15 protein-coding genes and 1 pseudogene are annotated in these 20,676 nt (G+C 62.3%); 7 read left to right on the forward strand and 9 right to left on the reverse strand.

Going from position 1 to position 20,676, the window contains the following annotated elements; genetic code table 11:
• Nucleotide 1 precedes the first annotated feature (1 nt).
• Nucleotides 2–1,978, reverse strand: a complete 1,977-nt coding sequence (locus GTP69_RS02730; RefSeq protein WP_161053410.1) for a TonB-dependent receptor — start codon at nt 1,976–1,978, stop codon at nt 2–4.
• A gap of 99 nt (nt 1,979–2,077) precedes the next feature.
• Nucleotides 2,078–2,422 (reverse strand): hypothetical protein, encoded by a 345-nt coding sequence (locus tag GTP69_RS02735; RefSeq protein ID WP_161053411.1) that lies wholly within the window; start codon nt 2,420–2,422, stop codon nt 2,078–2,080.
• Between the two features lie 44 nt (nt 2,423–2,466).
• On the opposite strand from GTP69_RS02735, the gene GTP69_RS02740 reads away from it, so the two are divergent.
• The 3 genes from GTP69_RS02740 (at nt 2,467) to GTP69_RS02750 (ending at nt 5,281) form a co-directional block, all read left to right on the forward strand.
• Entirely contained in the window at nt 2,467–2,895 is a 429-nt protein-coding gene (locus GTP69_RS02740; protein WP_110847770.1) for a Fur family transcriptional regulator, read from the forward strand.
• 89 nt (nt 2,896–2,984) lie between these two features.
• On the forward strand, nt 2,985–4,133 hold the full coding sequence (locus GTP69_RS02745; protein ID WP_161053412.1) for a GTP-binding protein: 1,149 nt from the start codon (nt 2,985–2,987) through the stop codon (nt 4,131–4,133).
• A gap of 17 nt (nt 4,134–4,150) precedes the next feature.
• Nucleotides 4,151–5,281, forward strand: coding sequence for an esterase-like activity of phytase family protein (locus GTP69_RS02750; protein WP_161053413.1), 1,131 nt, complete (start codon nt 4,151–4,153; stop codon nt 5,279–5,281).
• Here GTP69_RS02750 and GTP69_RS02755 read toward each other — a convergent pair.
• Nucleotides 5,186–6,520, reverse strand: a complete 1,335-nt coding sequence (locus GTP69_RS02755) for a RecQ family ATP-dependent DNA helicase (protein ID WP_161053414.1) — start codon at nt 6,518–6,520, stop codon at nt 5,186–5,188. The genes GTP69_RS02750 and GTP69_RS02755 overlap by 96 nt on opposite strands.
• An 83-nt stretch (nt 6,521–6,603) precedes the next feature.
• On the opposite strand from GTP69_RS02755, the gene GTP69_RS02760 reads away from it, so the two are divergent.
• Nucleotides 6,604–6,936, forward strand: coding sequence for a PilZ domain-containing protein (locus tag GTP69_RS02760; RefSeq protein ID WP_161053415.1), 333 nt, complete (start codon nt 6,604–6,606; stop codon nt 6,934–6,936).
• On the opposite strand, the gene GTP69_RS02765 is transcribed toward GTP69_RS02760, so the two are convergent.
• From GTP69_RS02765 to GTP69_RS02775, 3 genes are all read right to left on the reverse strand, one after another.
• Entirely contained in the window at nt 6,937–8,340 is a 1,404-nt protein-coding gene (locus GTP69_RS02765; RefSeq protein ID WP_161053416.1) for a PA domain-containing protein, read from the reverse strand.
• Nucleotides 8,337–9,380, reverse strand: coding sequence for a choice-of-anchor J family PEP-CTERM protein (locus GTP69_RS02770; protein WP_161053417.1), 1,044 nt, complete (start codon nt 9,378–9,380; stop codon nt 8,337–8,339). Before GTP69_RS02770 ends, GTP69_RS02765 begins: the two co-directional genes overlap by 4 nt.
• A 148-nt stretch (nt 9,381–9,528) precedes the next feature.
• Nucleotides 9,529–9,918, reverse strand: a complete 390-nt coding sequence (locus GTP69_RS02775; protein WP_161053418.1) for an OsmC family protein — start codon at nt 9,916–9,918, stop codon at nt 9,529–9,531.
• Between the two features lie 117 nt (nt 9,919–10,035).
• Between GTP69_RS02775 and GTP69_RS02780 the strand changes: the two genes are divergently transcribed.
• Nucleotides 10,036–12,303 carry an outer membrane beta-barrel family protein gene (locus tag GTP69_RS02780; protein ID WP_161053419.1) on the forward strand — a complete coding sequence of 756 codons (2,268 nt, stop codon included), beginning with the start codon at nt 10,036–10,038 and terminating at the stop codon, nt 12,301–12,303.
• Between the two features lie 58 nt (nt 12,304–12,361).
• Here GTP69_RS02780 and GTP69_RS02785 read toward each other — a convergent pair.
• Nucleotides 12,362–13,722 (reverse strand): annotated as a pseudogene (locus GTP69_RS02785) (IS3 family transposase).
• Nucleotides 13,723–13,785: 63 nt separating this feature from the next.
• Nucleotides 13,786–14,949 (reverse strand): branched-chain amino acid ABC transporter substrate-binding protein, encoded by a 1,164-nt coding sequence (locus GTP69_RS02790; RefSeq protein WP_161053420.1) that lies wholly within the window; start codon nt 14,947–14,949, stop codon nt 13,786–13,788.
• A 99-nt stretch (nt 14,950–15,048) separates the two neighbouring features.
• Between GTP69_RS02790 and GTP69_RS02795 the strand changes: the two genes are divergently transcribed.
• Complete coding sequence (locus GTP69_RS02795; RefSeq protein ID WP_161053421.1) at nt 15,049–17,256, forward strand: ATP-binding protein; 2,208 nt, start codon at nt 15,049–15,051, stop codon at nt 17,254–17,256.
• Between the two features lie 10 nt (nt 17,257–17,266).
• Entirely contained in the window at nt 17,267–18,544 is a 1,278-nt protein-coding gene (locus GTP69_RS02800) for a M20/M25/M40 family metallo-hydrolase (protein ID WP_229260772.1), read from the forward strand.
• Between the two features lie 3 nt (nt 18,545–18,547).
• Here the strand turns inward: GTP69_RS02800 and GTP69_RS02805 are convergent, their stop codons facing one another.
• Complete coding sequence (locus GTP69_RS02805) at nt 18,548–20,662, reverse strand: TonB-dependent siderophore receptor (protein WP_229260773.1); 2,115 nt, start codon at nt 20,660–20,662, stop codon at nt 18,548–18,550.
• Nucleotides 20,663–20,676 lie beyond the last annotated feature (14 nt).

A 20,676-nucleotide genomic window follows, 5' to 3' on the forward strand; every position in this document is an offset into this window, starting at 1 on the left:
ATCAGAACTTGGCGCGCACGCCAAACACCACATTACGGCCCGGCAGCGGCGCGATATCCTTCAGCACCGAGGTCGAAACGCGGATCTCGTCGTTGGTCAGATTCTTCGCCAGCAGGAACCAGGTCAGGTCGGCGCCATCCACTTTTTGCGTGTACGAGAGATTGGCGTTCAACTGGTTGTAGCTTGGTGTATCACTGGTCTCGAACGATGCCAGGCGATCCTGCGATTGCGCGTGCACCAGCGACAGGCCGGCGCGCCAGGCGCCCATCTTGTACGCGGTGCTGACGCCGACGCGATTGGCCGGTTGCAGCGGCAGGCTGCCGCCACGTTCCAGTTTGCCGTGCGAGGTGTCGGCGAACACGCGGCCGGACCAGCCGGCGCCGGTCGGGTTGTATTCCAGTTCTGCTTCCGCGCCCTGGATGGTGGCGTCGGCCTGCTCGAAGATGCGCTCGCGCAGTTCGTCGCCTGGGTTGCCCTCAGCGTCCAGCAGGTTGCCGGTGATGTGGCCGTAGATGAAGTCACTGACCTTGTTGCGGAAAACGTTGGCCTTCCAGCGCACCAGGCCCGTGGTCTTCTGCAGATTCAGTTCGATATTGCGCGAGGTCTCCTTCTTGAAATCGGCGTCGCCGATATCGAAGGTGACGGTGGCGTCGTGCGGACCGCTGGAATACAGTTCCTCGGTCGATGGCGCGCGCTGTGCATACGACAGCGTGGCGCCGATCGCGTAGCCCGGCACGAACGGCCACAGGCCGCCCACCGACGCCGATTGCAGGTTGAACGAGCGCTCCACACCCGTCACCGGCTCACGCTTGACGCGCTCCACGCGGCCGCCGGCGTTGAATTTGACCGGGCCAAAATCGGTTTCTTCGACCATGAACACGGCGTTGGAGGTCGAATGCGTGACCGGCACGGTATCCGGGCCGCCTTCCGCGCTCAATGCCGAGAAGTTGGTGTTCTCGGTTTGCAGGCCAAACGTGCCATGCCAGCCGGCGACCGGCTTGTGCGTCAGTTCCATGCGGGTTTCGGTGGCGCGGTTCTTGAACAGCACTTCCGGCGCACCGTCTTCGCCGATTTCGGCGTGCTTGTAGTCGGTGTAACCGGCCTTGAACTTGAAGGTCTCGAAGCCTTCAAACGGCGCTTTTACCAGGCTGTCGATGTCGTAACGGGTCTGCTTCTGTTCGATCTTAGAGCCTTCGTCGCTCGGGATGCCGTACACATTCGACAGGCGCGATGCCGACACGCCGACAAAGCCCCAGCTATCCACCCACGAACCGCCGATGCCGCCGGTGCGCGCACGCGTGTCCGAATGCGGCAAGCGGCCGGACGCCGAATCAGGGTCGCCCTGCACCCGGTTGCCGGGGATTTTGTAGTCGTCGGCATTGCGGAAATTACCGTCGATGTGCCACGCCATTTTATCGACCGAACCGTCAATGGTGCCAGACAGATTGCGGCCGCTGTCGACCGTGCTGCCGCGCGCTTCCAGCTGGCCGGTGAGCTTGGGCTCCAGCGCAGTCGGGATGCGTTCGTTGACGACGTTGACCAGGCCACCGATGGCGCCCGAGCCATACAGCAGCGCCGCCGGGCCGCGCAGGATTTCGATCTGCTGCGCCACCGCGCCTTCCGCCGCCACCGCGTGGTCGTTGGACAAGCCGGAGACGTCGGAGACGGCCATGCCGTTTTCCAGCATCTTGACGCGGGCGCCCTCCAGGCCGCGGATGATCGGACGCGAAGCGCCGGCGCCGAACGCCGATGCCGACACGCCCAGTTCCTGCGACAGCGTTTCGCCCAGCGAGCTGCCGGTCTTGTCGCGCAGTTCGTCGCCGGCCAGCACTTTGGCCGGGGTCAGGATCTGGTCACTGGCGGCATTGCTGAACGGGGATGCGGTAACCATCACCTGCGGAACAGCGGCCTGGCCGAAAGCCAGCGTGGAATAGGCGGACAGGATCGCGCCGGCCAGCAGCGTGCGTTGAATCTTCATTGTAAAACCTCTAGCGATGTAATTGACGGTCGCGCACGACGTACCCTTGCGGGCCGCAGCGGCGCAAAAAACTCAAAATGTAAAAACGGATTTTGGGTGTCAGGCCAGAGGTGGTGCGCGGGACTGGAAAACGCAGGTGGTGCGTTCGCATGCAGGCAGCGTGGTCGGCACGGTGACCGGGCCGGTGCTGAGGGTGGAAATGGCCAGCGTCAGCGGCGAACTGGTGATGGCAGCCGCCATCTGCGCCACCGACACGCATTCCGCGCAGACCTTGTGGACGGCGACGCGCTTGCGGTGTTCCGCGTGGTCCTCGTCGCTCAGCTGGACGTTCTGCTGCTGCTCAATCCCATCCCAGTGCGAATAGATGTGCGTTACCCCGACCTGCTGCGTCAGGAGCAGCAGGAGCGCGAGGAACAGATGAACAAACGGGCGGCGGGACTTCATGGCCGGTATTCTAACCGCAATACGCGCCGTGTTACCATAGCGGGATGCACACAGATATCGCCGAATCACAAATCCGCGCTACCGGCGCCCGCGTCACCCGCCAGCGCGTCCTGGTCCTGGACTTTTTACTGGGCCAGAAAAAATCGCTGACCCATCACGAGATTCAAGCCCACCTGGCCAAGACCACGCGTGAGGAACTCGACTCGGTTACGCTGTACCGCGTGCTGGAATGGCTGACCGAAAATGAACTGATCCACCGCATCGCCGGCGCCGATCAGGTATGGCGCTTCAGTGCCGGCGCCGGCCAGCACGCGCACGAGCATGCGCACTTCCAGTGCACCAAGTGCGAGCAGGTCACCTGCTTCACCGACGTGGCGCTGCCGCGCAAGATCAAGCTGCCGGACGGCTTCCAGACCCAGGAAATCGACTTCCTCATCAAGGGCACCTGCGCCAGCTGCAACCGCAAGAAATAATTTGACGCCAAACTAACGCAACCCTGTTGCGTTAACACTTGAATCCACTTAATATGCAACTTGATTGCATTTATTAAGCGAGATTCAGCATGCCTGTTCCAGACCCACGCCTCCCCGTCACCGTGCTTTCCGGCTTCCTTGGCGCCGGCAAGACCACCCTGCTCAACCACATCCTGGCCAACCGCGACGGCCTGCGCGTGGCCGTCATCGTCAACGACATGAGCGAGGTGAATATCGACGCCAGTCTGCTGCGCGACGGCAGCGCCAACGCCGGCGCCGAACTGTCGCGCACCGAAGAGAAAATGGTCGAGATGAGCAACGGCTGCATCTGCTGCACGCTGCGCGAAGATCTGCTGCTGGAAGTACGCAAGCTGGCCGCCGAGGGCCGCTTCGATTATCTGCTGATCGAATCGACCGGCGTGGGCGAGCCGATGCCGGTGGCGGCCACCTTCGATTTCGAGGATGAAGATGGCCATTCGCTCAACCAGGTGGCGCGCATCGACACCATGGTGACGGTGGTCGACGCCCTCAACCTGCTGGCCGACTACAACAGCACCGATTTCCTGGCGCAGCGCGGCGAAACCGCCGGCGAAGGCGATGACCGCTCGCTGGCTGGCCTGCTGTCCGAGCAGATCGAGTTTGCCGACGTGGTGGTGGTCAGCAAAACCGACCTGGTCTCGCTGGAGCATCTGGGCGAGGTCCGCGCCGTGATCAAGGCGCTCAATCCTGGCGCGACGATTACTTATGCAGAACGCGGCCGCGTGCCGCTGCATAAAATTCTGGGCACCGGCAAGTTCGATCTGGAGAAAGCCAGCGAAATGGCCGGCTGGGCGCGTGAACTGGCCGGCGAACACACGCCGGAGACCGAGGAGTACGGCATCTCCAGCTTTGTGCTGCGCGAGCCGCGCGCCTTGCATCCGCAGCGCTTCAACCGTTTTCTCGACCAGGCTTTCCCCGGCCTGATACGCGCCAAGGGCTATCTGTGGCTGGCCACACGGCCGGAATGGGCGGTGACCTATTCGCGCGCCGGCAAGATCGCGTCGGTGGAGCCGGTTGGCCGCTGGGCCGAGCCTTATGACGACCGTTTTAACGAAGTGGTGTTCATTGGCCAGAATCTCGACCGCGCCGCGATTGAGGAAGCCTTCTCCTACTGCGTGCTGACGGATGCGGAAGCCGCCGCCGGCGAAGCGGTCTGGCAGCACTATCCCGACCCGTTCCCGCAGTGGTTTATCGAGTGATGCTATGATGCGCCTCCATGAAAAAGACCATTGCCACTCTTATCAGCGCGCTAATGCTTGCAGCCTGCGCGCAGCTGCCGGTTCAGCAACCTGAAACTATCTCCAGCCTGCGCTTCATCGGCGAACAGCGCCTGCCCTACCGCATGCAGTACCAAGGCACGATGGTGGGCGGCCTGTCCGGCATCGATTACGATGCCGCCAATGACGAATGGGTGATGATCAGCGACGACCGCTCGCAGCACAATCCGGCGCGCTACTACCGCGCCAAGCTGGCGTTCGACGAGCACGCGTTCAAATCGGCGCAGCTGACTGGCGTATCGTTGCTGTTGCAGCCGGATGGCAGCGTCTATCCATCCAAGGAAGCCTACAAGGCCGGCGTCGGCGTGGTGCCGGACCTGGAAACCATGCGTGTCGATCCGCAGGACGGCAGCATCTGGTATGCCAGCGAAGGTGACGTCAAGCTGGGTCTCGATCCATTTGTGCGTCATGCGCGCCGCGATGGCAGCTTTATCTCGGAACTGCCGCTGCCGCCGCTGTTCACGGTATCGAAGGAGCGCAAGTTCGGCCCGCGCGACAATCAGGCGTTTGAAGGCTTGAGCTTTGCACTGGACGGCCGCACGCTCTGGGTGTCGCTGGAAGGCCCGATGTACCAGGATGGTCCCGCGCCTGACCCGATGCACGGCGCGGTCAACCGCATCACCCACTTTACCCGTGACGGCAAGGTGCTGGGCCAGTACGCCTATCCGCTCGACGCGATTCCCGCCACGCCGGGCAAGGGCAAGGAAGCCGACAATGGTATCTCGGAGATGCTGGCCCTGAGCGACACCCGCATGCTGACGCTGGAACGCTCCGGCGTGCAGGCCGACGACAACAGCTACAAGACCTATGTGCGCATCTACGAGATCGACACCGCCGGCGCCACCGACATCCAGCACCTGCCGACGCTGCAAGGCGCGACGTTCACGCAAGTGAAGAAGCGCCTGGTGCTGGACCTGGCCAGTGTCGGCCTGCCGATCATCGATAACCTGGAAGGGATTTCGTTCGGCCCGCGCCTAGCCAACGGCCACGCCAGCCTGATGCTGATCTCGGACGATAACTTCAGCAAGACCCAGGTGACCCAGTTCCTGCTGTTCGAGGTTATCCCCTAGGGCGGAAATGACCGGCGGCGCCAGACAGTTGTCGCAACGGCAGCAATGCTCGAAGCCCGGCACCGGATCGCCGAAGTAATCCAGCAGCAGCTTCCAGCGGCAAAAGCCGCTTTGCGCGTAGCTGATCATGCGTTCCAGCTTTTCGCGGTCGAGTTCATGCTTCTCGTCGGGCGCCTTGCTCTTCATGAGAAAGAACTTCTGTAGCCGCGTGTCGTCGTGGTAGTACAGCAGCGTGCATTCGGCATCCTCGCCATCGCGGCCGGCGCGGCCGGATTCCTGATAGTAGGCTTCCAGGTTGCCCGGCACTTGCAGATGAATGACGAAGCGGGTGTCGGTTTTGTCGATGCCCATGCCGAAGGCGTTGGTCGCCACCATCACGCGCCGTTCGCCGTCCATGAACAGGTTCTGGTTCTCGCTGCGCTCCGCCGCTTTCAGGCGGCCGTGGTAGAGCGTGACGCTTTCACCGGCGTCCAGCAGCAGCCGGTACGTCTCGTTCACCGCCTTGACGGTGGCGGCGTAGATGATGCCCACTCCGGGCGTTTCGCGCACCAGGTCGAGCAGCATCTGGTTCTTTTCATCCGGATTGGTCACCTGGCGCACGCGGTATTGCAAATTAGGGCGATAAATCCCGGTATTCACCACCCGCATGCGCGGCCGGCCAAGCTGGCTGCGGATGTCGGCAATGACGTCGTCGGTGGCGGTGGCGGTCAACGCCAGTACCTGCGGCTTGCCCAGCGCGTCCAGCGCCGCGCCGATTTCCATGAACGCCGGCCGGAAGTCGTGCCCCCATTGCGAAATGCAGTGCGCTTCGTCGATGACGACCAGTGCAATTTTCTTAAGCTTCAGCAGTTCCTGGAACTCGGCCGTGGCCAGCCGCTCGGGGGTGCAGAACACCACGTCCTTGCCGGCCTTTTCGATGCTCTCCAGCGCCTCTAATTCATCGGCACGCGACAGGCTGCTGTTGACCTGCGTGGCGCTGGCGATGCCGGTCTCCTCCAGCCGCTCCGCCTGGTCCTTCATCAGCGAGATCAGCGGCGACACCACCAGCGTCATGCCATCCATCAGGCGCGCCGGCAACTGGTAGCACAGCGATTTTCCGCTCCCGGTGGGCATCACGGCCAGCGTATCGCGGCCGGCCAGCACGCTGTCGATCACGCGGCGCTGGCCATCGCGCAGCGCCTCCATACCGAATACCTTGTGCAGCAGCCGGTCTATCTTCTTGTCGAGTGGTGTAGTCATGCACTCAGCGTATTAAAAAACATATCGCCGGTATGTACGCCGCCACACTATACTATTGGTTTTAGCGGCTATCCCAAAAAACGATGGACCCGAGACGAGAGCATGTACGGCGTTTGCTACAGGTAGACGCTTATCTCAGTGACATGCAAGGAAAACACGCACAACCGACGCAGATCATCGATATCTCGCGCATGGGCGTAGCATTTGTCAGCGACCATGCCATGCCGACTGATGAACAATTGCTACTGAATTTCTGCTTTCCCGGCAGCGCTATACGCAACGAGATCACCCTCACCATCGTCAATAGCAGCGCGGTAGGCAGCCACGGCCGCTTCCGCAACGGCGCCCGCTTCATCGCCATTTCGGAAGCCTGCGCCGACCGCATCGTCGATTACGTCACCACAGCCCCGGCCTGATCACCAGCCGATGTCCTTCAGCAGCGGATAAGTCAGGTCGAACGGCGGCTTGACCTCATGCCGCAGGTCGGCATTGATGGCCGGCTCCATCAACTGGTTGGGCGTGGCGCTGGTATCGTAGTGCGACACCGACGAACCCGGCTGATTGGGCCGTGGCGCGTACATCAGCACCCGGCCCAGCGGATCGGTGCCGGCCCGCACGCCCAGATTGACGCCGAGGTTGGCGTACATGCCGGAATGCGTGCGGGTGCGCTTGGCGAGGGCCTGCTTCAACGCCTGCCCGTCTTCCAGCGTAATGCGCACCACCGGGATCACAATGCCCGGATCGCTGCCGCCAATGCCGGGCGGCGGCGCCCCGGCCACATTGTCGACCACGATCGTGCCGATGGCGCCCGCCTCCTGCACGTTGCGGATCTTGACCACGAAAGTACACGTGCCCCGGTCGATCATCGCAATCTTGCCCCGCACCGCTCGCGTATTGAGGTCCGACAGCGGCACGCACGCCAGGCCCAAGTCCGGCGGCGTATCCACCACCGGCATCACCTCGCCGGTCAGGCCGGGACTGCTCAGCGGCGGCCCGAAAGCGGCGGTGCCGACTTGATAAACCCCCGCCACTTCCGGCGGCGTCAACACGGTCAGGATCGGGGTGCCAGCCTGCAGGACGACCTGCGCGGCATTGGTGACCTGCACGCCATTCCACACCAGCTTGCCGGACTTGATGGCCGACGCCACCCGCTCGGCGTTGTTCATATCCTTCCACACCTTGCCAGTGGTCGTATCCAGCAGGAAGTAATCCCAGATGCTGGGAATGCCGGCCAGCAGCTCGCCGGTCTCGTCGTCGGTGTAGGTCTGGAAGCCGAGGCCGTGTGCAAACTCGTGCAGCAGCACCGTCACCAGGTCGGTATTCGATCCATGGTTGTTGTCCAGCCCAAGATAGAACGGCGAACCGGTGAAGCAGCCCGGCAGGCCCAGGTTGACGTTGAAACGGGCGCGGATATCGGGCGTGTCCGGGTCGGCGTCGAAGCCGATCAGCTTGTTGGTCTCGGCCTTGCCGAACCAGGCGTTGGCTTGCGGCGCGCCGGGGAAGTCGGAAAACACTTCCAGCGCGCCGGCGCTGCCCAGCACGGCGGCGGTCTCGGTGCACGGCAGCGCGTCCCAGGTGGCCAGCACGCGGATGGGGACATTGCTATCCAACGTTTCGCCCCATTTGCTGGCGGCGGCCTGGAACGCGTTCAAGCGTTGCGCACCCAGCGTGATGCCAGTGTTGCCGCCCACCGGCGTCACTGGTGTCGGATCGTTGAAGCCGACGCCGGCGGGGTCGCCATTGACGATGGTGATGGTGGCGGCGGCCCAGCTGTTGGAGCACAGCAGCAGCGCCAGCAAGATGGTGAGCAGCTTGTTCATTTTTGCTCTCCCGGCGCCGGCTCGCAGGTTTCGGTGATGCCGCCGTCGGCTGCCTTGCGGGCGACGGCGAAGCGGTCGTGGCGCTCGTCCAGCATCAGGCGCACCCCGCCATGCCGGGCGCGCGCCACTTGCGGCGGCGCCTGTTTGGCCAACGGCGCCGCCACCCGCATTGCCGAAGTCAGCAAGGCGGCCTGTTCGGGATTGGGACTGGTCAACTTGCCGGTGACCGGGTCTTTATAGGCCATGAGGCCGCCGCCGGACGGGGCCGCTTGCGTGCCTGGCTGATTCACGACCTGCACGTGCGGGAACCGCATCACGCCGTCCTGATCCGGCGCGGCCGCGTGCGCCGCCAGCGTCAGGCTGGCCATGCCGCCAGCGAACAGCCAACGGCGGCACCAGCGCTTGCGGAAACGTAAGGCCATCGCGCCAATACACATCAACGCCACCGTCGCAGGTTCGGGGATGGCGTTGATACTGACGCTGTCGATGCCGATGTAGTTGCCGTTGAGACTGGTATCGTCGACCACGTAGCGGAAGCCGAAGCGGCCGCTGGCCGGTGCAGTCAGACCGTTAACCAGCACGGCACGTTGTCGCCAGCCGGTATCGAGGTCGGCTTCAAACGCCGTCAACAAAGAGAAACTGTTGCTGACGTCGGTGCTGGCGCCGCTGGTGCTGAAGTAGACTTCCACCCGGTCCAGCGCGCCCTCGCCCAGCAGGCGCAGCGAGAAGTTCAGCGACTCGCCGTTGTAGAGGTTGACTTCCGGCGTCAGCAACCAGTTGCTGACTTCGCCGCCGAACGCGGCATTGTTGAAGTTGGCCGCGATATAGGAATCGGCGGGCCCGGCGGCAGCCGGGAAGAATCCCGGATTGCCCTGGAACCAGTTGGTGCTACCAGGCGGCGCACTGTTATTGATCAGCACCCAGCCGTTGGCGGGCAGCGTGCGGATGTCATCAAAACCCTCGACCAGCAAGGGCACAGCAACGGCGGAGCAACTGGCGGCGGCCATCAGCAGCCCCGCCAGATGGTTGATCGGCTTCATATCATCTCCCGGGAAGGGTTATACGGCTCAACTTGCTGTGGTTTAGACCACAGGCCGTATTCCCAGGTTCCCGATGAGATAAAATTAATTTGCAGTTACCAGCTCCACCCGGTAAGCCTATCTCAACCAGATGGCTACAGAAGTGGCGTCAGGCCAGCGTGGTATCGATGCGCAGGCCGGCTTTCAACGTCAGCGTGACCGGCGTCTTTTCGGCGATTTCCGCCATGCGGGCTTGCTGCGCGGCGTCGATATCGCCGCCGATGGTCAGCGTGCGGCGGATCAGCAGGCTGCCGTCTTCCGCATGGGTCAGGTGCAGGGCGACGTCGACCGCTGTCACCGGCCATTGCTTGCGGTCGGCGTACATGCGCAGCGTGATGGTGGTGCAGGCGCCGAGGCTGGCCAGCAGGTAATCATATGGCGCCGGACCGGTGTCCTGGCCGCCGTTGCGGGCCGGTTCGTCGGCCGTCAGCGCGTGTCCGCTGACCTCGATTTGGGTGGTGTAATTGTCCTTACCGATGGAAGCTGTACCGCGTGCCATACCTTATTCCCTCTCAATGTTAAGCCAAGGTAAAGAAGCGTAAATGGCGCTAATTCACGAATATGCAACTGGTATAATGGCAACTCTACCGTATAGAGACGTTGTGCCGTCCAGATTATGCAAAAGATCCTGCTTACCTGCTGCCTGACCGGCAGCGCTATTCTGCCAGCTTACGCCCAAAACGCCACTCCCGAAACGCCAGCCACCAAGCCAGCCAAGCCGACAACCGCCACCGTTCCTGCGCCCGCCAAGGCCAAGGAAGTGTTGCCGGAAGTGACCGTTTCCGCTGAGCGCCCGACCAACCGCATCGACCGCCAGGTCTACGATGTCAAGTCCGACATCTCCAGCACCAATGGCACCGCCGCCGATGCGCTCAACAACGTGCCATCGGTCAACGTCGATCCCGACGGCACCGTCACGCTGCGGGGCAGCACCAATGTGCAGATCATGGTGGACGGCAAGCCGTCGGCCATGCTGCAAGGCGATAACCGCGGCCCGGCATTGCAGGCGATGGCGGCCGACGATATCGAGTCGGTCGAGGTGATCAACAATCCCGGCGCGCAGTTCGGCAATGAAGCCGGCGGTGGTCCGATCCTGAATCTGGTGATGCGCCGCAACCGCAAGCCGGGTGGCATGGCCACCGTCAACAGTAACGCCGGCACCGCCGGCCGCTACAACAGCGCCGTCAACGGCAGCTACAACGAAGGCCCGTGGGGCTTCCAGGGCAGCGCCAACGTGCGCCATGACGGCCGCAACTCCACCGCCGACGTGGTGCGCGACACGCTGGACACCGGCACCGGCCAGTTCGTCCACAACAACCAGACCTCGGTCGGCCGCGGCCTGAACGACATGGCTGGTTTGAACGGCACCGTCAGCTACAACCTGAACCAGACCGACACCCTGACCGGCAGCGCCTCTTACAACAAGCGCACCAACGACCAGCAGTCCAGCGACCATTACGTCAACGGCGCCACCAGCCTGATTCCGGCCGCCGACTACGTGCGCAGCACCAACCGCACCGGCGACAGCAACAACTATGGCTGGGGCGCGCGCTACGACCACAAGGGCGATCTGCCGAACGAAACGCTGAAGATCGACCTGCGCGTGTCGGCCTCGGAAAACGACAACGTCAACAACTACGCCAACGCCTACGCCACGCCGGGCTGGATCGACACCAAGGCCAACCAGCGCAACCACAATGACACCCGCATCGTCGACTTCACCGGCGATTACGAGCGTCCACTGTGGGGCGGCACCGCGAAGACCGGCTACAAGATCGCCACCAACGACAACAACGTCAACACGCTGTACACCGACATCAATCCGATCAGCGGCGCCGCCACCGTCAACAACGGCCGCACCAATGCCTATGAGCTGGATGAAACCGTGTACGCGCTGTACGGCACTTACCAGATGCGCCTGAACGACCGTTGGGGTGCGCTGGCCGGCCTGCGCGCCGAGTACACCGACATGGACATTAACCAGATCACCGGCAGTGTCGAGGCGAAGAATCACTACATCAACTACATCCCGAGCGCCTACGCCACGTACAAGGTCACGGACAACGCCAACCTGCGCTTCGCCTACGCGCGCCGGATTCGCCGTCCCAACGCCAACGACCTGAATCCGTATGTGACCTACCGCGACGAGTTCAACGTCTTCTCGGGTAACCCGAACCTGAAGCCGACCAAGACCGATTCCTTCGAAGTGGGTTACGAGACCAAGATCGCCGGCCTGGAAACCAATCTGCGCGGCTACTACCGCAAGGACACCGATTCCATCGTCGACTACCGCTACTTCGTCGCGCCGAACGTGCTGTTGACCACCCGCGCCAACGGCGAAGGCAGCCATTCCAGCGGCCTGGAATTCACCGTGAGCGGCAAGCTGACGCCATCGCTGACGCTGAACACCAGCGGCAACCTGGCGCGCTCGCAGCAAAGCTTCTACGACGACAGCGGCAATCTGATCACGCGCACCGCCAACTCGCTGAGCGGCCGCGCGCGACTGAACTATTCGTACGACGCCGCCAACCAGATCCAGATGGCGCTGCAAATGATGGGCAAAACCTTGTCCGGCCAGGGCTACCGTTCGGCCAACCACACCTTCAACATGAGCTGGCGCCACACCGTGACGCCGCAACTGACGCTGGTGGCCAACGTGACGGACCTGTTCAACACCAACAAGATGCAAACCATCATCGACAGCGACACGCTGCGCGAGACGAGCACCCGCCGCTTCGACGGCCGCGTGTTCTATGTCGGCCTGTCGTACCGCTTCGGTGGCACCGCGTCCAGCAGCGAGCATCGCGAGGAAGGATGGGGCCCGCGCCCCGGTGGTCCGGGGGGTCCTGGCCCTGGCGCCGGCGGTCCGCCTCCTGGCGCGTAGCCAATAAAAAAAGGCCCGATTTATGAACTGACCCCCAGTAGTTGGACGGTTTAATTTGCTAGGCAGCCAGGGGCTGAGTTCTGTATTGCACAGGGCTCAGCCCTTTTAGTTTCATCTTAATGCGATCATGATTGTAGTAGCTGATGTATTTCTTAATGCCGATTCGGAGTGCATCAATGCTGTCAAACTTGTTGAGGTAAAAGAATTCTGTTTTCAGCACCCCGAAGAAGCTTTCCATGGCGGCATTGTCCCAGCAGTTTCCTTTGCGTGACATGCTCTGCTTAATGCCTCTTTGCTGCAGCAAGCGCTTATAGGCCGGCATCCTGTAGTGCCAACCTTGATCGGAATGCAGCATCGGCCGTTCGCCAGGCTTGAGCTTACGCAGAGCCTTCTTCAACATGGCGCCGACGAGTTCATAGGCTGGTCGCCGAGCAGTCTCAAAAGCGATAATTTCACCGTTATACAAATCCATCACCGGCGACAAATACAGCTTCTCTCCCGCGACATTGAATTCGGTTACATCCGTCACCCATTTCTCATTGGCGTTGGCGGCGCGGAAGTCGCGATCCAAGGTGTTCTCAGCTGCCTGCCCGATCTCACCTCGGTAGGACCGATATTTCTTAGGCCGTACCAATGATTTGAGTCCGAGTTCATTCATCAGACGCTGTACTTTTTTGTGATTGATGTGCTGTCCCTGCTGTCCAAGAGCGGCGGTGACGCGGCGATATCCATAGCGTCCACGATGGCGATCGAAGATGCGCTGGATCTGCTTCTTAACCTTCTGTTCCCCATCCAGCGTTTGCGAGACCTTCTGTTGATAATAGAAAGTGCTACGCGGCAGCCCTGCACACTTGAGCAGACCCGCCAACGGAAAGTGCTGCCTTAGTTCAGCGACTACTTGCGCTTTTTGCGCGTTGTCGCCTTCTGTCGCTGAACTAAGGCTTCTAACTTTTTTAAGTACGCATTCTCCATGCGCAGCTGATCGATTTCTGCCAGCAAGTCTTTCTTGCTACGGCTTTCGTCGTCAGTGGTGGTAGGTGTTTGAGCGTTCGGGAAATCGGGCATTTGGGGCGGTCGTCCACGTTTTCGTGGTTTCAGAGCATCTACACCACCGCTATGATAGCAGTGCTCCCATGTGGCAAGGCATCCAGCACTGCGAATACCCATAGCAATAGCCGTCTCGGCATAAGACCAATGGTTCTTCCACATGTTTTTCAACGCACGTAGACGAAAGGCAGCGTCATAGTGCTCGAATTTCTTGCGTAGCCCAGCCGCTCCATACCGCTCATGCAATGCAACCCAGAGCTTTACCATTCTTGCTGACACACCATTGTTTCTGGCTATCGCAGCGCATGTGAATCTGCCCGAGGCATATTGCTTTACTACCGAACGTTTAAATCACTCGTCAAACTTAGTCATGAAAAAACCCCGAAAGTTGTGTCCAACTTTCGGGGTTCAGTTCATTAATCGGGCCTTTTTACTTTACTTGATCACTGCCAGCTTCTGACGGTGGCCACCTTTGAAGGTGTAGATGGTCAGCAGACCATCCTGAACGTCCCCATTGGCGTCGAACGAGATATTCCCCAACAGGCCTTTGTGCTTCAGCTTTGCCAGTTGCGGCAGGTATTTCGCCGGATCTGGCGAACCGGCTTTCTGCATCGCTTCAACCATCATCATCAGCGCATCGTAGGCATACGGTGCGTAAGTCTGCACCTCGATGCCGTAGCGCTTCTTATACGCGACGCGGAAGTCTTCCATGCCCTTTTCCTGCGCCGGCTCGACGCCGCCCGCTTCGGCGCAGATCACCTGGCCGTCGCTCATGCCGTCGCCGGTCAGGCGCGGCACCGAGTCCGAACACATGCCGTCGCCGCCCATGAACTTGACCGGGAAGCCCAGTTGCTTCATCTGGCGCAGCATCGGCGCGGCCACCGCGTCCATGCCGCCGAAGAAGACCATATCAGGCTTGGTGGCCTTGATGGCGGTCAGGATCGCCATCAGGTCGGTCGCTTTGTCGTTGGTGTACTGGGTCGAAACGATGGTGGTGCCGGTGGCGGCGCCAGTGCGTTTGACGGTCTTGCTGAATTCATCAGCCAGGCCTTTGCCGTAGGACGTACGGTCGTCCACCACGGCGATGCGCTTTACCTTCATGGTCTGCATCGCGTAACGCGCCAGCGCAGGGCCGAGCTGCTCGTCGTTGGCGATATTGCGGAAGGTGGTGTTGTAACGCTGGTGCGTGTACTGCGGCGCACTGGCCGACGGCGTAATCTGCGGAATGCCGGCGTCATAATACAGGCGCGAGGCCGGAATCGTGGTGCCGGAGGTCTCATGACCGATCACGCCCAGCACCTTGGAATCCACCAGTTTCTGCGCCACGGTGGTGGCTTGTTTCGGATCGCCGGCGTCGTCTTCGGCCTGCATTACGATCTTGTATTTTTTACCACCAATGACCACGCCCTTGGCGTTCAACTCATCGACCGCCATGCGCGCGCCGTTTTCATTGTCCTTGCCCAGGTGGGCGATCGGGCCGGAAGTGGCGGCCACGTGGCCGATCTTGATGGTGTCTTCCGCTTGCACGGAGGCGGCGCCCGCAGCGCCGATAAAGGCCAGCGCCAGTGCGCGGCATACTGTTTTTGTTGTGAACTGCATAAAGTCCTCGTAGGTTAACAGCGTTAGAATACCAGACACCGGCAGACGTTTGCCAATTCCCCCTTGCACAAAGGGCAGATTACAGTAAGATAACTGCCCATGGCCTTCCTGCTCTTTCAGCTCAATAGTCTGCGCAGCAGGTTGATTCTCCTGGTGCTGCTGGCGATCGCGCCCAGCGCGATCATGACCGTTATTAACGGCACGCGCGAACGCGCCCACGCGGTCGAGGTGGCAGAGGAAAACCTCCAGCGCCTGACCAACCTGGCGGCGGCCAACGAAGCCCAGTCCATCGCCGGCGCGCGCCAGATCCTGCGCGACCTGGCCAGCATTCCAGACTTGATGGGCGACCAGGCGCAGTGCAGCCGCCTGCTGGCCAACATCCAGCGCCAGAATCCCGACTATGTCAATTTCGGCTTGATCCAGTTGAACGGCGATGTGACCTGCAACGCCGTGCCGTCCAAAAACCTGGTCAACCTGGCCGACCGCTCGCACTTCCGCCGCGCCGTGCATCTGAAGCGCTTTGTCGCCGGCGGCTACATCTTCGGCCGCGTGATCCAGAAGCATACCGTCAACCTGACCTACCCGGTGCTGGATGAGGAAGACCGGGTCAAGGCCGTGGTGTTTGCGGCGCTCGACCTCACCAAACTGGATCGCTTCGTGGCCGACATCCAGCTGCCGGCGGGATCGCTGCTGCTGACCGCCGATTCCGAAGGCAAGATCATTTCGCGCAAGCCCGATCCGGAAGCCTGGTTCGGCAAGCAGGTGTCGCCGGAGATGCGCATCGCCATGGCGGGGGAACCGGGCAAGCCGGTACTGCTCACAGGGCCGGACGGCGTCGAGCGGCTGCACCGCTTTGCGCGCGTCGGCAGCAACGGCCTGTCCGACTACACCGTCACCATCGGCATTCCGGCCGACGCCATCACCGCCAACGCGCGCCATGACCAGATGCTGGACTTCCTGGCGCTGGCCGCGACCATCGCGCTGGCGCTGGTGGCGGCGTGGTTCGTCGGTGACGTGCTGGTGCTGCGGCGCGTAAAGCGCCTGGCCAGCACCGCCAACAGCATCGCCTCCGGCGCGCTGGAAGCACGCAGCGGCATCCGCTACGGCAAAGAGGAAATCAGCGAACTGGCGCGGGCGCTGGACGCCATGGCCGCCTCGCTACAGGAAAAGGAACGCCAGCATCTGAAGGCAGAAAACCAGCTGCGCGAGGCAGATCGCCGTAAGGATGAATTCCTGGCCATGCTGGCGCACGAGCTGCGCAACCCGCTGGCGCCGATCAGCGCTGGCGCGCAGCTGCTGCAAAGCGGCCACGCCACCGACGCCGCCGTGCAGCGCACCGCCGGCATCATCGTGCGCCAGGTGCACCACATGACACGGCTGGTGGACGATCTGCTGGATGTATCGCGCGTTACGCGTGGCCTGGTGACGTTGACGCGGGTGCCGCTGGACATATCCACCATCGTGGTCGATGCGATGGAACAGGCGGATCCCCTGTTTAAGGCGCGCCAGCACCGCTTTGAAGTCGTACTGTCTCCCGCGCCGCTGGTGGTGGTCGGCGATCATAAAAGGCTGGTGCAGGTGCTGGTCAATGTGCTGAACAACGCCGCCAAGTACACGCCGGCCGGCGGCGCCATCAAGCTGGCCGTGCGCGCCGATGGCGGGAATGTCCAACTGATCGTCAGCGACAACGGCATCGGCATGTCACCAGAACTGCGCGGCCGCGTATTTGAATTGTTTGCGCAGGCCGACCGTAGCGCCGACCGCTCGCAAGGCGGCCTGGGACTGGGTCTGGCGCTGGTTAAATCGCTGGTGGAGCTGCATGGCGGCTCGGTGGCGGTCGATAGCGGCGGCGAACATCAGGGCAGCACCTTCACCATCACCCTGCCGGGGGCGTCGCAGCAGCAACCGTCCGTGCCTGCCCCGGGCAAGAACGTGACGCCGGCGCGCAGGCTGCGCGTGCTGGTGGTAGACGATAACATCGACGCCGCGCAAACCCTGCAACTGCTGCTGGAAGCTGGCGGCCACCAGGTCAGCGTCAGCCACACCGCGCTGGCGGCGCTGGACATGGCCGAAGCCACGTTGCCGGAACTGTGCCTGCTCGATATCGGCCTGCCCGACATCAGCGGCTTCGAGCTGGCGCGCCGCCTGCGCGCGCTGCCGCAGACCGCGCACGCCACGCTGGTGGCGGTAACCGGCTACGGCCGCCGCGAAGACCGCGACCAAGCCGACCAAGCCGGCTTCGATCACTACTTTGTCAAACCGGTGGATGTGGATGCGCTGTTGGCGCTGATCGCCCGCCTGCCCTAATCGGAGCTTCATGAAACAGCTGCTACTCAGTCTCCTCATCGCCGCCGCCCTGCCTGCACAGGCGCAAGAACAAGCGATGGCGCGCATCGCCGCGCAGCCGTCGGTTAAACAAGCATTGGCCTACATCGAGAAAAACGAGCCGGCCACACAGACCAATATGTTGGCGATCAACGCCATCCCGGCGCCAACTTTCGCCGAAGCCGCCCGCGCCAGCGACTACGCCACGCGCCTGAAAGCCGCCGGCCTGACCGATGTGCGCATCGACGAAGCGGGCAATGTAATCGGCACTTATCACGGCAGCGGCAAAGGCCCGGTGATCGTGCTGGCCGCGCACCTGGACACGGTCTACCCCGCCGCCACCGATCTCACCGTGCATGAAAAAGACGGCCGCCTGTACGCGCCCGGCATCGCCGACAACGGCCGTTCGCTGGCGGCCATGCTGACCATCGCCCAAGCCATGCGCGACGCCGGCGTGCGCACCGAAGGCGATGTGCTTTTCGTCGCCAACGTCGGCGAGGAAGGACTGGGTGATCTGAAAGGCGTGAAGTATCTGTTCAGCCAGCGCAAGGATATCAAGGCCTTCGTCGGCCTGGAACCGGCGCTCGGCACGGACGGCGATCCGGTGACCTACATCGGCACCGGCAGCCGCCGCTTCAAGGTCACCCTGCACGGACCGGGAGGCCACAGCTACGAAGGCTTTGGCCTGCCATCGGCCGTACATGCGGCCGGCCGCGTGATCGCGCATATCGACGATGTGCGCGTCCCTTCGCAGCCAAAGGTCACGTTTAATGTCGGCGTGGTCCAGGGCGGCCAGTCGGTCAACAGCATTTCCGCCGAAGCGTCGATGCTGATCGATATCCGCTCGGCGGACGCGCCGCTGCTGGTCAAGGTCGAGCAGCAGGTCAAGGCCGCCATCCAGCAAGGCGTGGATGAAACCAACCAGCGCTGGAACAGCAAGGCCATCACCGCCGACGTGGTGCTGATCGGCGACCGTCCCGCAGGCCAGATGGCGGCCGATGCGCTGATCGTGCGCACCGCGCTGGCGGCGGCCAAGGTGCAAGGCCGCCCTGCACTGCTGGACGGCCCACACTCCACCGACGCCAACCTGCCGATGAGCCTTGGCGTGCCGGCGATTACCATGTCCGGCGGCGGCAGCTCCGGCGGCTATCACTCCGAAAAGCTGGAATGGTGGTCGGCACGGAACGGTCACACCGGTCCGCAGAACGTCTTGCTGACCATCCTCGGCCTGGCCGGCGTGCAGGGCGTGGCCGCCCCGCTGGTCAAGTAAGGCTTACAGCGTAACGCGCAGCGACACTTGCACGTTGCGCGGATCACCATAGTAATTGCTGAAGCCCGTCGCCGCATATTTCGCAAAGTAGAACTTGTCGAACAGGTTATTGGCGTTGACCTGCAAGGCATAGGTCTTGTTGAAGCGATAGCCCAGCATGGCGTTGAAGATGGTGTAGCCGCCCTGGTGCGCGGTGATCGTGCCGGACTTCACAAACGTTTCGCTCTGCGCCTGCACGCCGCCGCCAACGCTCAGGCCTTGCAGTACGCCGCCCGGACGATAGGTAGCGAACACGCGCACCAGATGGCGCGGATCGATGCTGCGTAACGGCTGGCCGACGTTGGCTGCAGTGCTGTCGCTCAGATAGCTGGTGCGGGTGTTGGTGTAGCCGCCCATCAGCTGCAAGCCTGGCAGCACTTCGCCGCTGATTTCCGCCTCATAGCCTTCGCTACGCTGCTTGCCGCCGGCCACATAGCAATAGCTGGTTGGATAATACGGCAGGCATGGCGTCGGCGTGCTGGTGTCCAGCGCGGCCTTGCCGTTGTTATTGATGCGGAAGGCGGCCAGCGATGCGGTCAGGCGGCCACCCATGAATTCACCTTTGAAGCCGGCTTCGTAGTCGTCGCCACGCACCGGCGCGATGATGCTGCCGCTGGCGTCCTTGTAGTTTTGCGGCGTGAAGATTTCGGTGTAGCTGGCGTAGGCGTTAATTTGGCTGGTGATGTCGTAGGTGAGGCCAGCGAACGGCGTCACTTCACGCGTCACCTTGTAATTGCTGGCCGGCGTGGCGGGCACTTTGTAGTCCCACCAGCTGAGGCGCGCACCAACCAGCAAGTGCAGCGGATCCGCCAGCGACAAACGCGTGGTGGCGTAAGCGCCCTGCTGGTGCGTCTTGTTGCCGGCCGCCGCGTAGGCAGTGCCGAGGCCCGCGCCAACTGCGGGCTCCGTCACCGTGTAAGGATTCCAGGTGCGGATATCGACATTGGTCATTGCGCCAAGGCCGAAGTAGCCCGAGGTGCCGATGGTATCCACTTCCTGCGATTCGACGCCGAACACCGCTTCGTGCTTGCGGCCGAACAGCTGGAACGGACCATTGGCGGTGGCGCTCAGCACGCGCTGGTTGCTGGTGTCGCCCGAATACGCCGACACGCTGACGTTGACCAGGTACGGATTGGTGGTGCTGGTGCGCGAGAACGAGGTTTGCTTGAATCCCCAAGGCTTCATGTGCAGGCCGGTGTATGCCGCACCCAGTTTCAGCGTCCAGTCGTTGTCGAAACGGTGTTCCAGTTCCAGCGTGGCCTGGTCGTTGTAGCGGTTCCAGCGATTCCACGCCGCGCCCAGGTAGGTATCCTGCGGCAGGTTGAGCGACGAACCGCCAAAGTTGGGCGGCAGGTTGCCCCAGGCGCCGGTGGAGTCCAGGTCCGTGTGCTGCAAGGTGGCGGTCAGCAGCGTGCGTGGCGTCAGGTCGGCTTCCACCACGCCGTACATTACTTCGCGGTCTTCGTGGCGGGCTTTCTGGAAGAAGTCCTTTTCATCCTTGACCAGCACCACACGGCCGCGCAGCGTGCCTTCCGCATTCAGCGAGCCGGAGATATCGGCCTCGCCACGCTTGCGGTCCCAGGTGCCGGCCAACAGGTTCAGCGAAGCCTGGAACGATTTGGTCGGACGCTTGCGCACCAGGTTGACCGCCGCCGACGGATTGCCCGAGCCACGCAGCATGCCCGAGGCGCCGCGCAGGATCTCGACGCGTTCCAGCACCGCCGTATCCGGCTGCACGAACACCGAGCCGCTCTGGTTCATGGTAAAGCCATCGATTTGCAGCGCGTCGATCGAAAAGCCGCGCGAGTAATAGCCTACGCGTTCGCTGTCGGTGTAATCGACGGTCACGCCGGGCGTGTTCTTCATCACGTCGTGCAGGTCCGGCAGCAAGCGGTCGTCGAGGAACTGGCGGGTCAGCACAGTGACCGGCTGTGGAATTTCGCGGATCGATTCCGTGCCTTTGAAGACGGAAGCCTTCTTCGCGGCGAAAGAGTTATCGGCAGCGCCGGTAATCTCCACGCTCTGGATCGGCGCGTCAGTTTCTTCGGCGGCGTGCGCCAGTACGCTCACGGCGCACATGATGGCTGCAAATG

The sequence above is a fragment of the Duganella levis genome (genome assembly GCF_009857605.1).
GTDB classification, from domain to species: Bacteria; Pseudomonadota; Gammaproteobacteria; order Burkholderiales; family Burkholderiaceae_D; genus Rugamonas; species Rugamonas levis.

What these genes read in the sequence shown, in the direction of transcription:
- GTP69_RS02775 (WP_161053418.1), bottom strand. Translation starts at nt 9,918, where the DNA reads ATGGCACGCGGTACAGCTTCCATCGGTAAGGACAATTACACCACCCAA.
- GTP69_RS02790 (WP_161053420.1), bottom strand. Translation starts at nt 14,949, where the DNA reads ATGCAGTTCACAACAAAAACAGTATGCCGCGCACTGGCGCTGGCCTTT.
- GTP69_RS02755 (WP_161053414.1), bottom strand. Translation starts at nt 6,520, where the DNA reads ATGACTACACCACTCGACAAGAAGATAGACCGGCTGCTGCACAAGGTA.
- GTP69_RS02735 (WP_161053411.1), bottom strand. Translation starts at nt 2,422, where the DNA reads ATGAAGTCCCGCCGCCCGTTTGTTCATCTGTTCCTCGCGCTCCTGCTG.
- GTP69_RS02760 (WP_161053415.1), top strand. Translation starts at nt 6,604, where the DNA reads ATGGACCCGAGACGAGAGCATGTACGGCGTTTGCTACAGGTAGACGCT.
- GTP69_RS02805 (WP_229260773.1), bottom strand. Translation starts at nt 20,662, where the DNA reads ATGTGCGCCGTGAGCGTACTGGCGCACGCCGCCGAAGAAACTGACGCG.
- GTP69_RS02740 (WP_110847770.1), top strand. Translation starts at nt 2,467, where the DNA reads ATGCACACAGATATCGCCGAATCACAAATCCGCGCTACCGGCGCCCGC.
- GTP69_RS02765 (WP_161053416.1), bottom strand. Translation starts at nt 8,340, where the DNA reads ATGAACAAGCTGCTCACCATCTTGCTGGCGCTGCTGCTGTGCTCCAAC.
- GTP69_RS02730 (WP_161053410.1), bottom strand. Translation starts at nt 1,978, where the DNA reads ATGAAGATTCAACGCACGCTGCTGGCCGGCGCGATCCTGTCCGCCTAT.
- GTP69_RS02780 (WP_161053419.1), top strand. Translation starts at nt 10,036, where the DNA reads ATGCAAAAGATCCTGCTTACCTGCTGCCTGACCGGCAGCGCTATTCTG.
- GTP69_RS02770 (WP_161053417.1), bottom strand. Translation starts at nt 9,380, where the DNA reads ATGAAGCCGATCAACCATCTGGCGGGGCTGCTGATGGCCGCCGCCAGT.
- GTP69_RS02750 (WP_161053413.1), top strand. Translation starts at nt 4,151, where the DNA reads ATGAAAAAGACCATTGCCACTCTTATCAGCGCGCTAATGCTTGCAGCC.
- GTP69_RS02795 (WP_161053421.1), top strand. Translation starts at nt 15,049, where the DNA reads ATGGCCTTCCTGCTCTTTCAGCTCAATAGTCTGCGCAGCAGGTTGATT.
- GTP69_RS02800 (WP_229260772.1), top strand. Translation starts at nt 17,267, where the DNA reads ATGAAACAGCTGCTACTCAGTCTCCTCATCGCCGCCGCCCTGCCTGCA.
- GTP69_RS02745 (WP_161053412.1), top strand. Translation starts at nt 2,985, where the DNA reads ATGCCTGTTCCAGACCCACGCCTCCCCGTCACCGTGCTTTCCGGCTTC.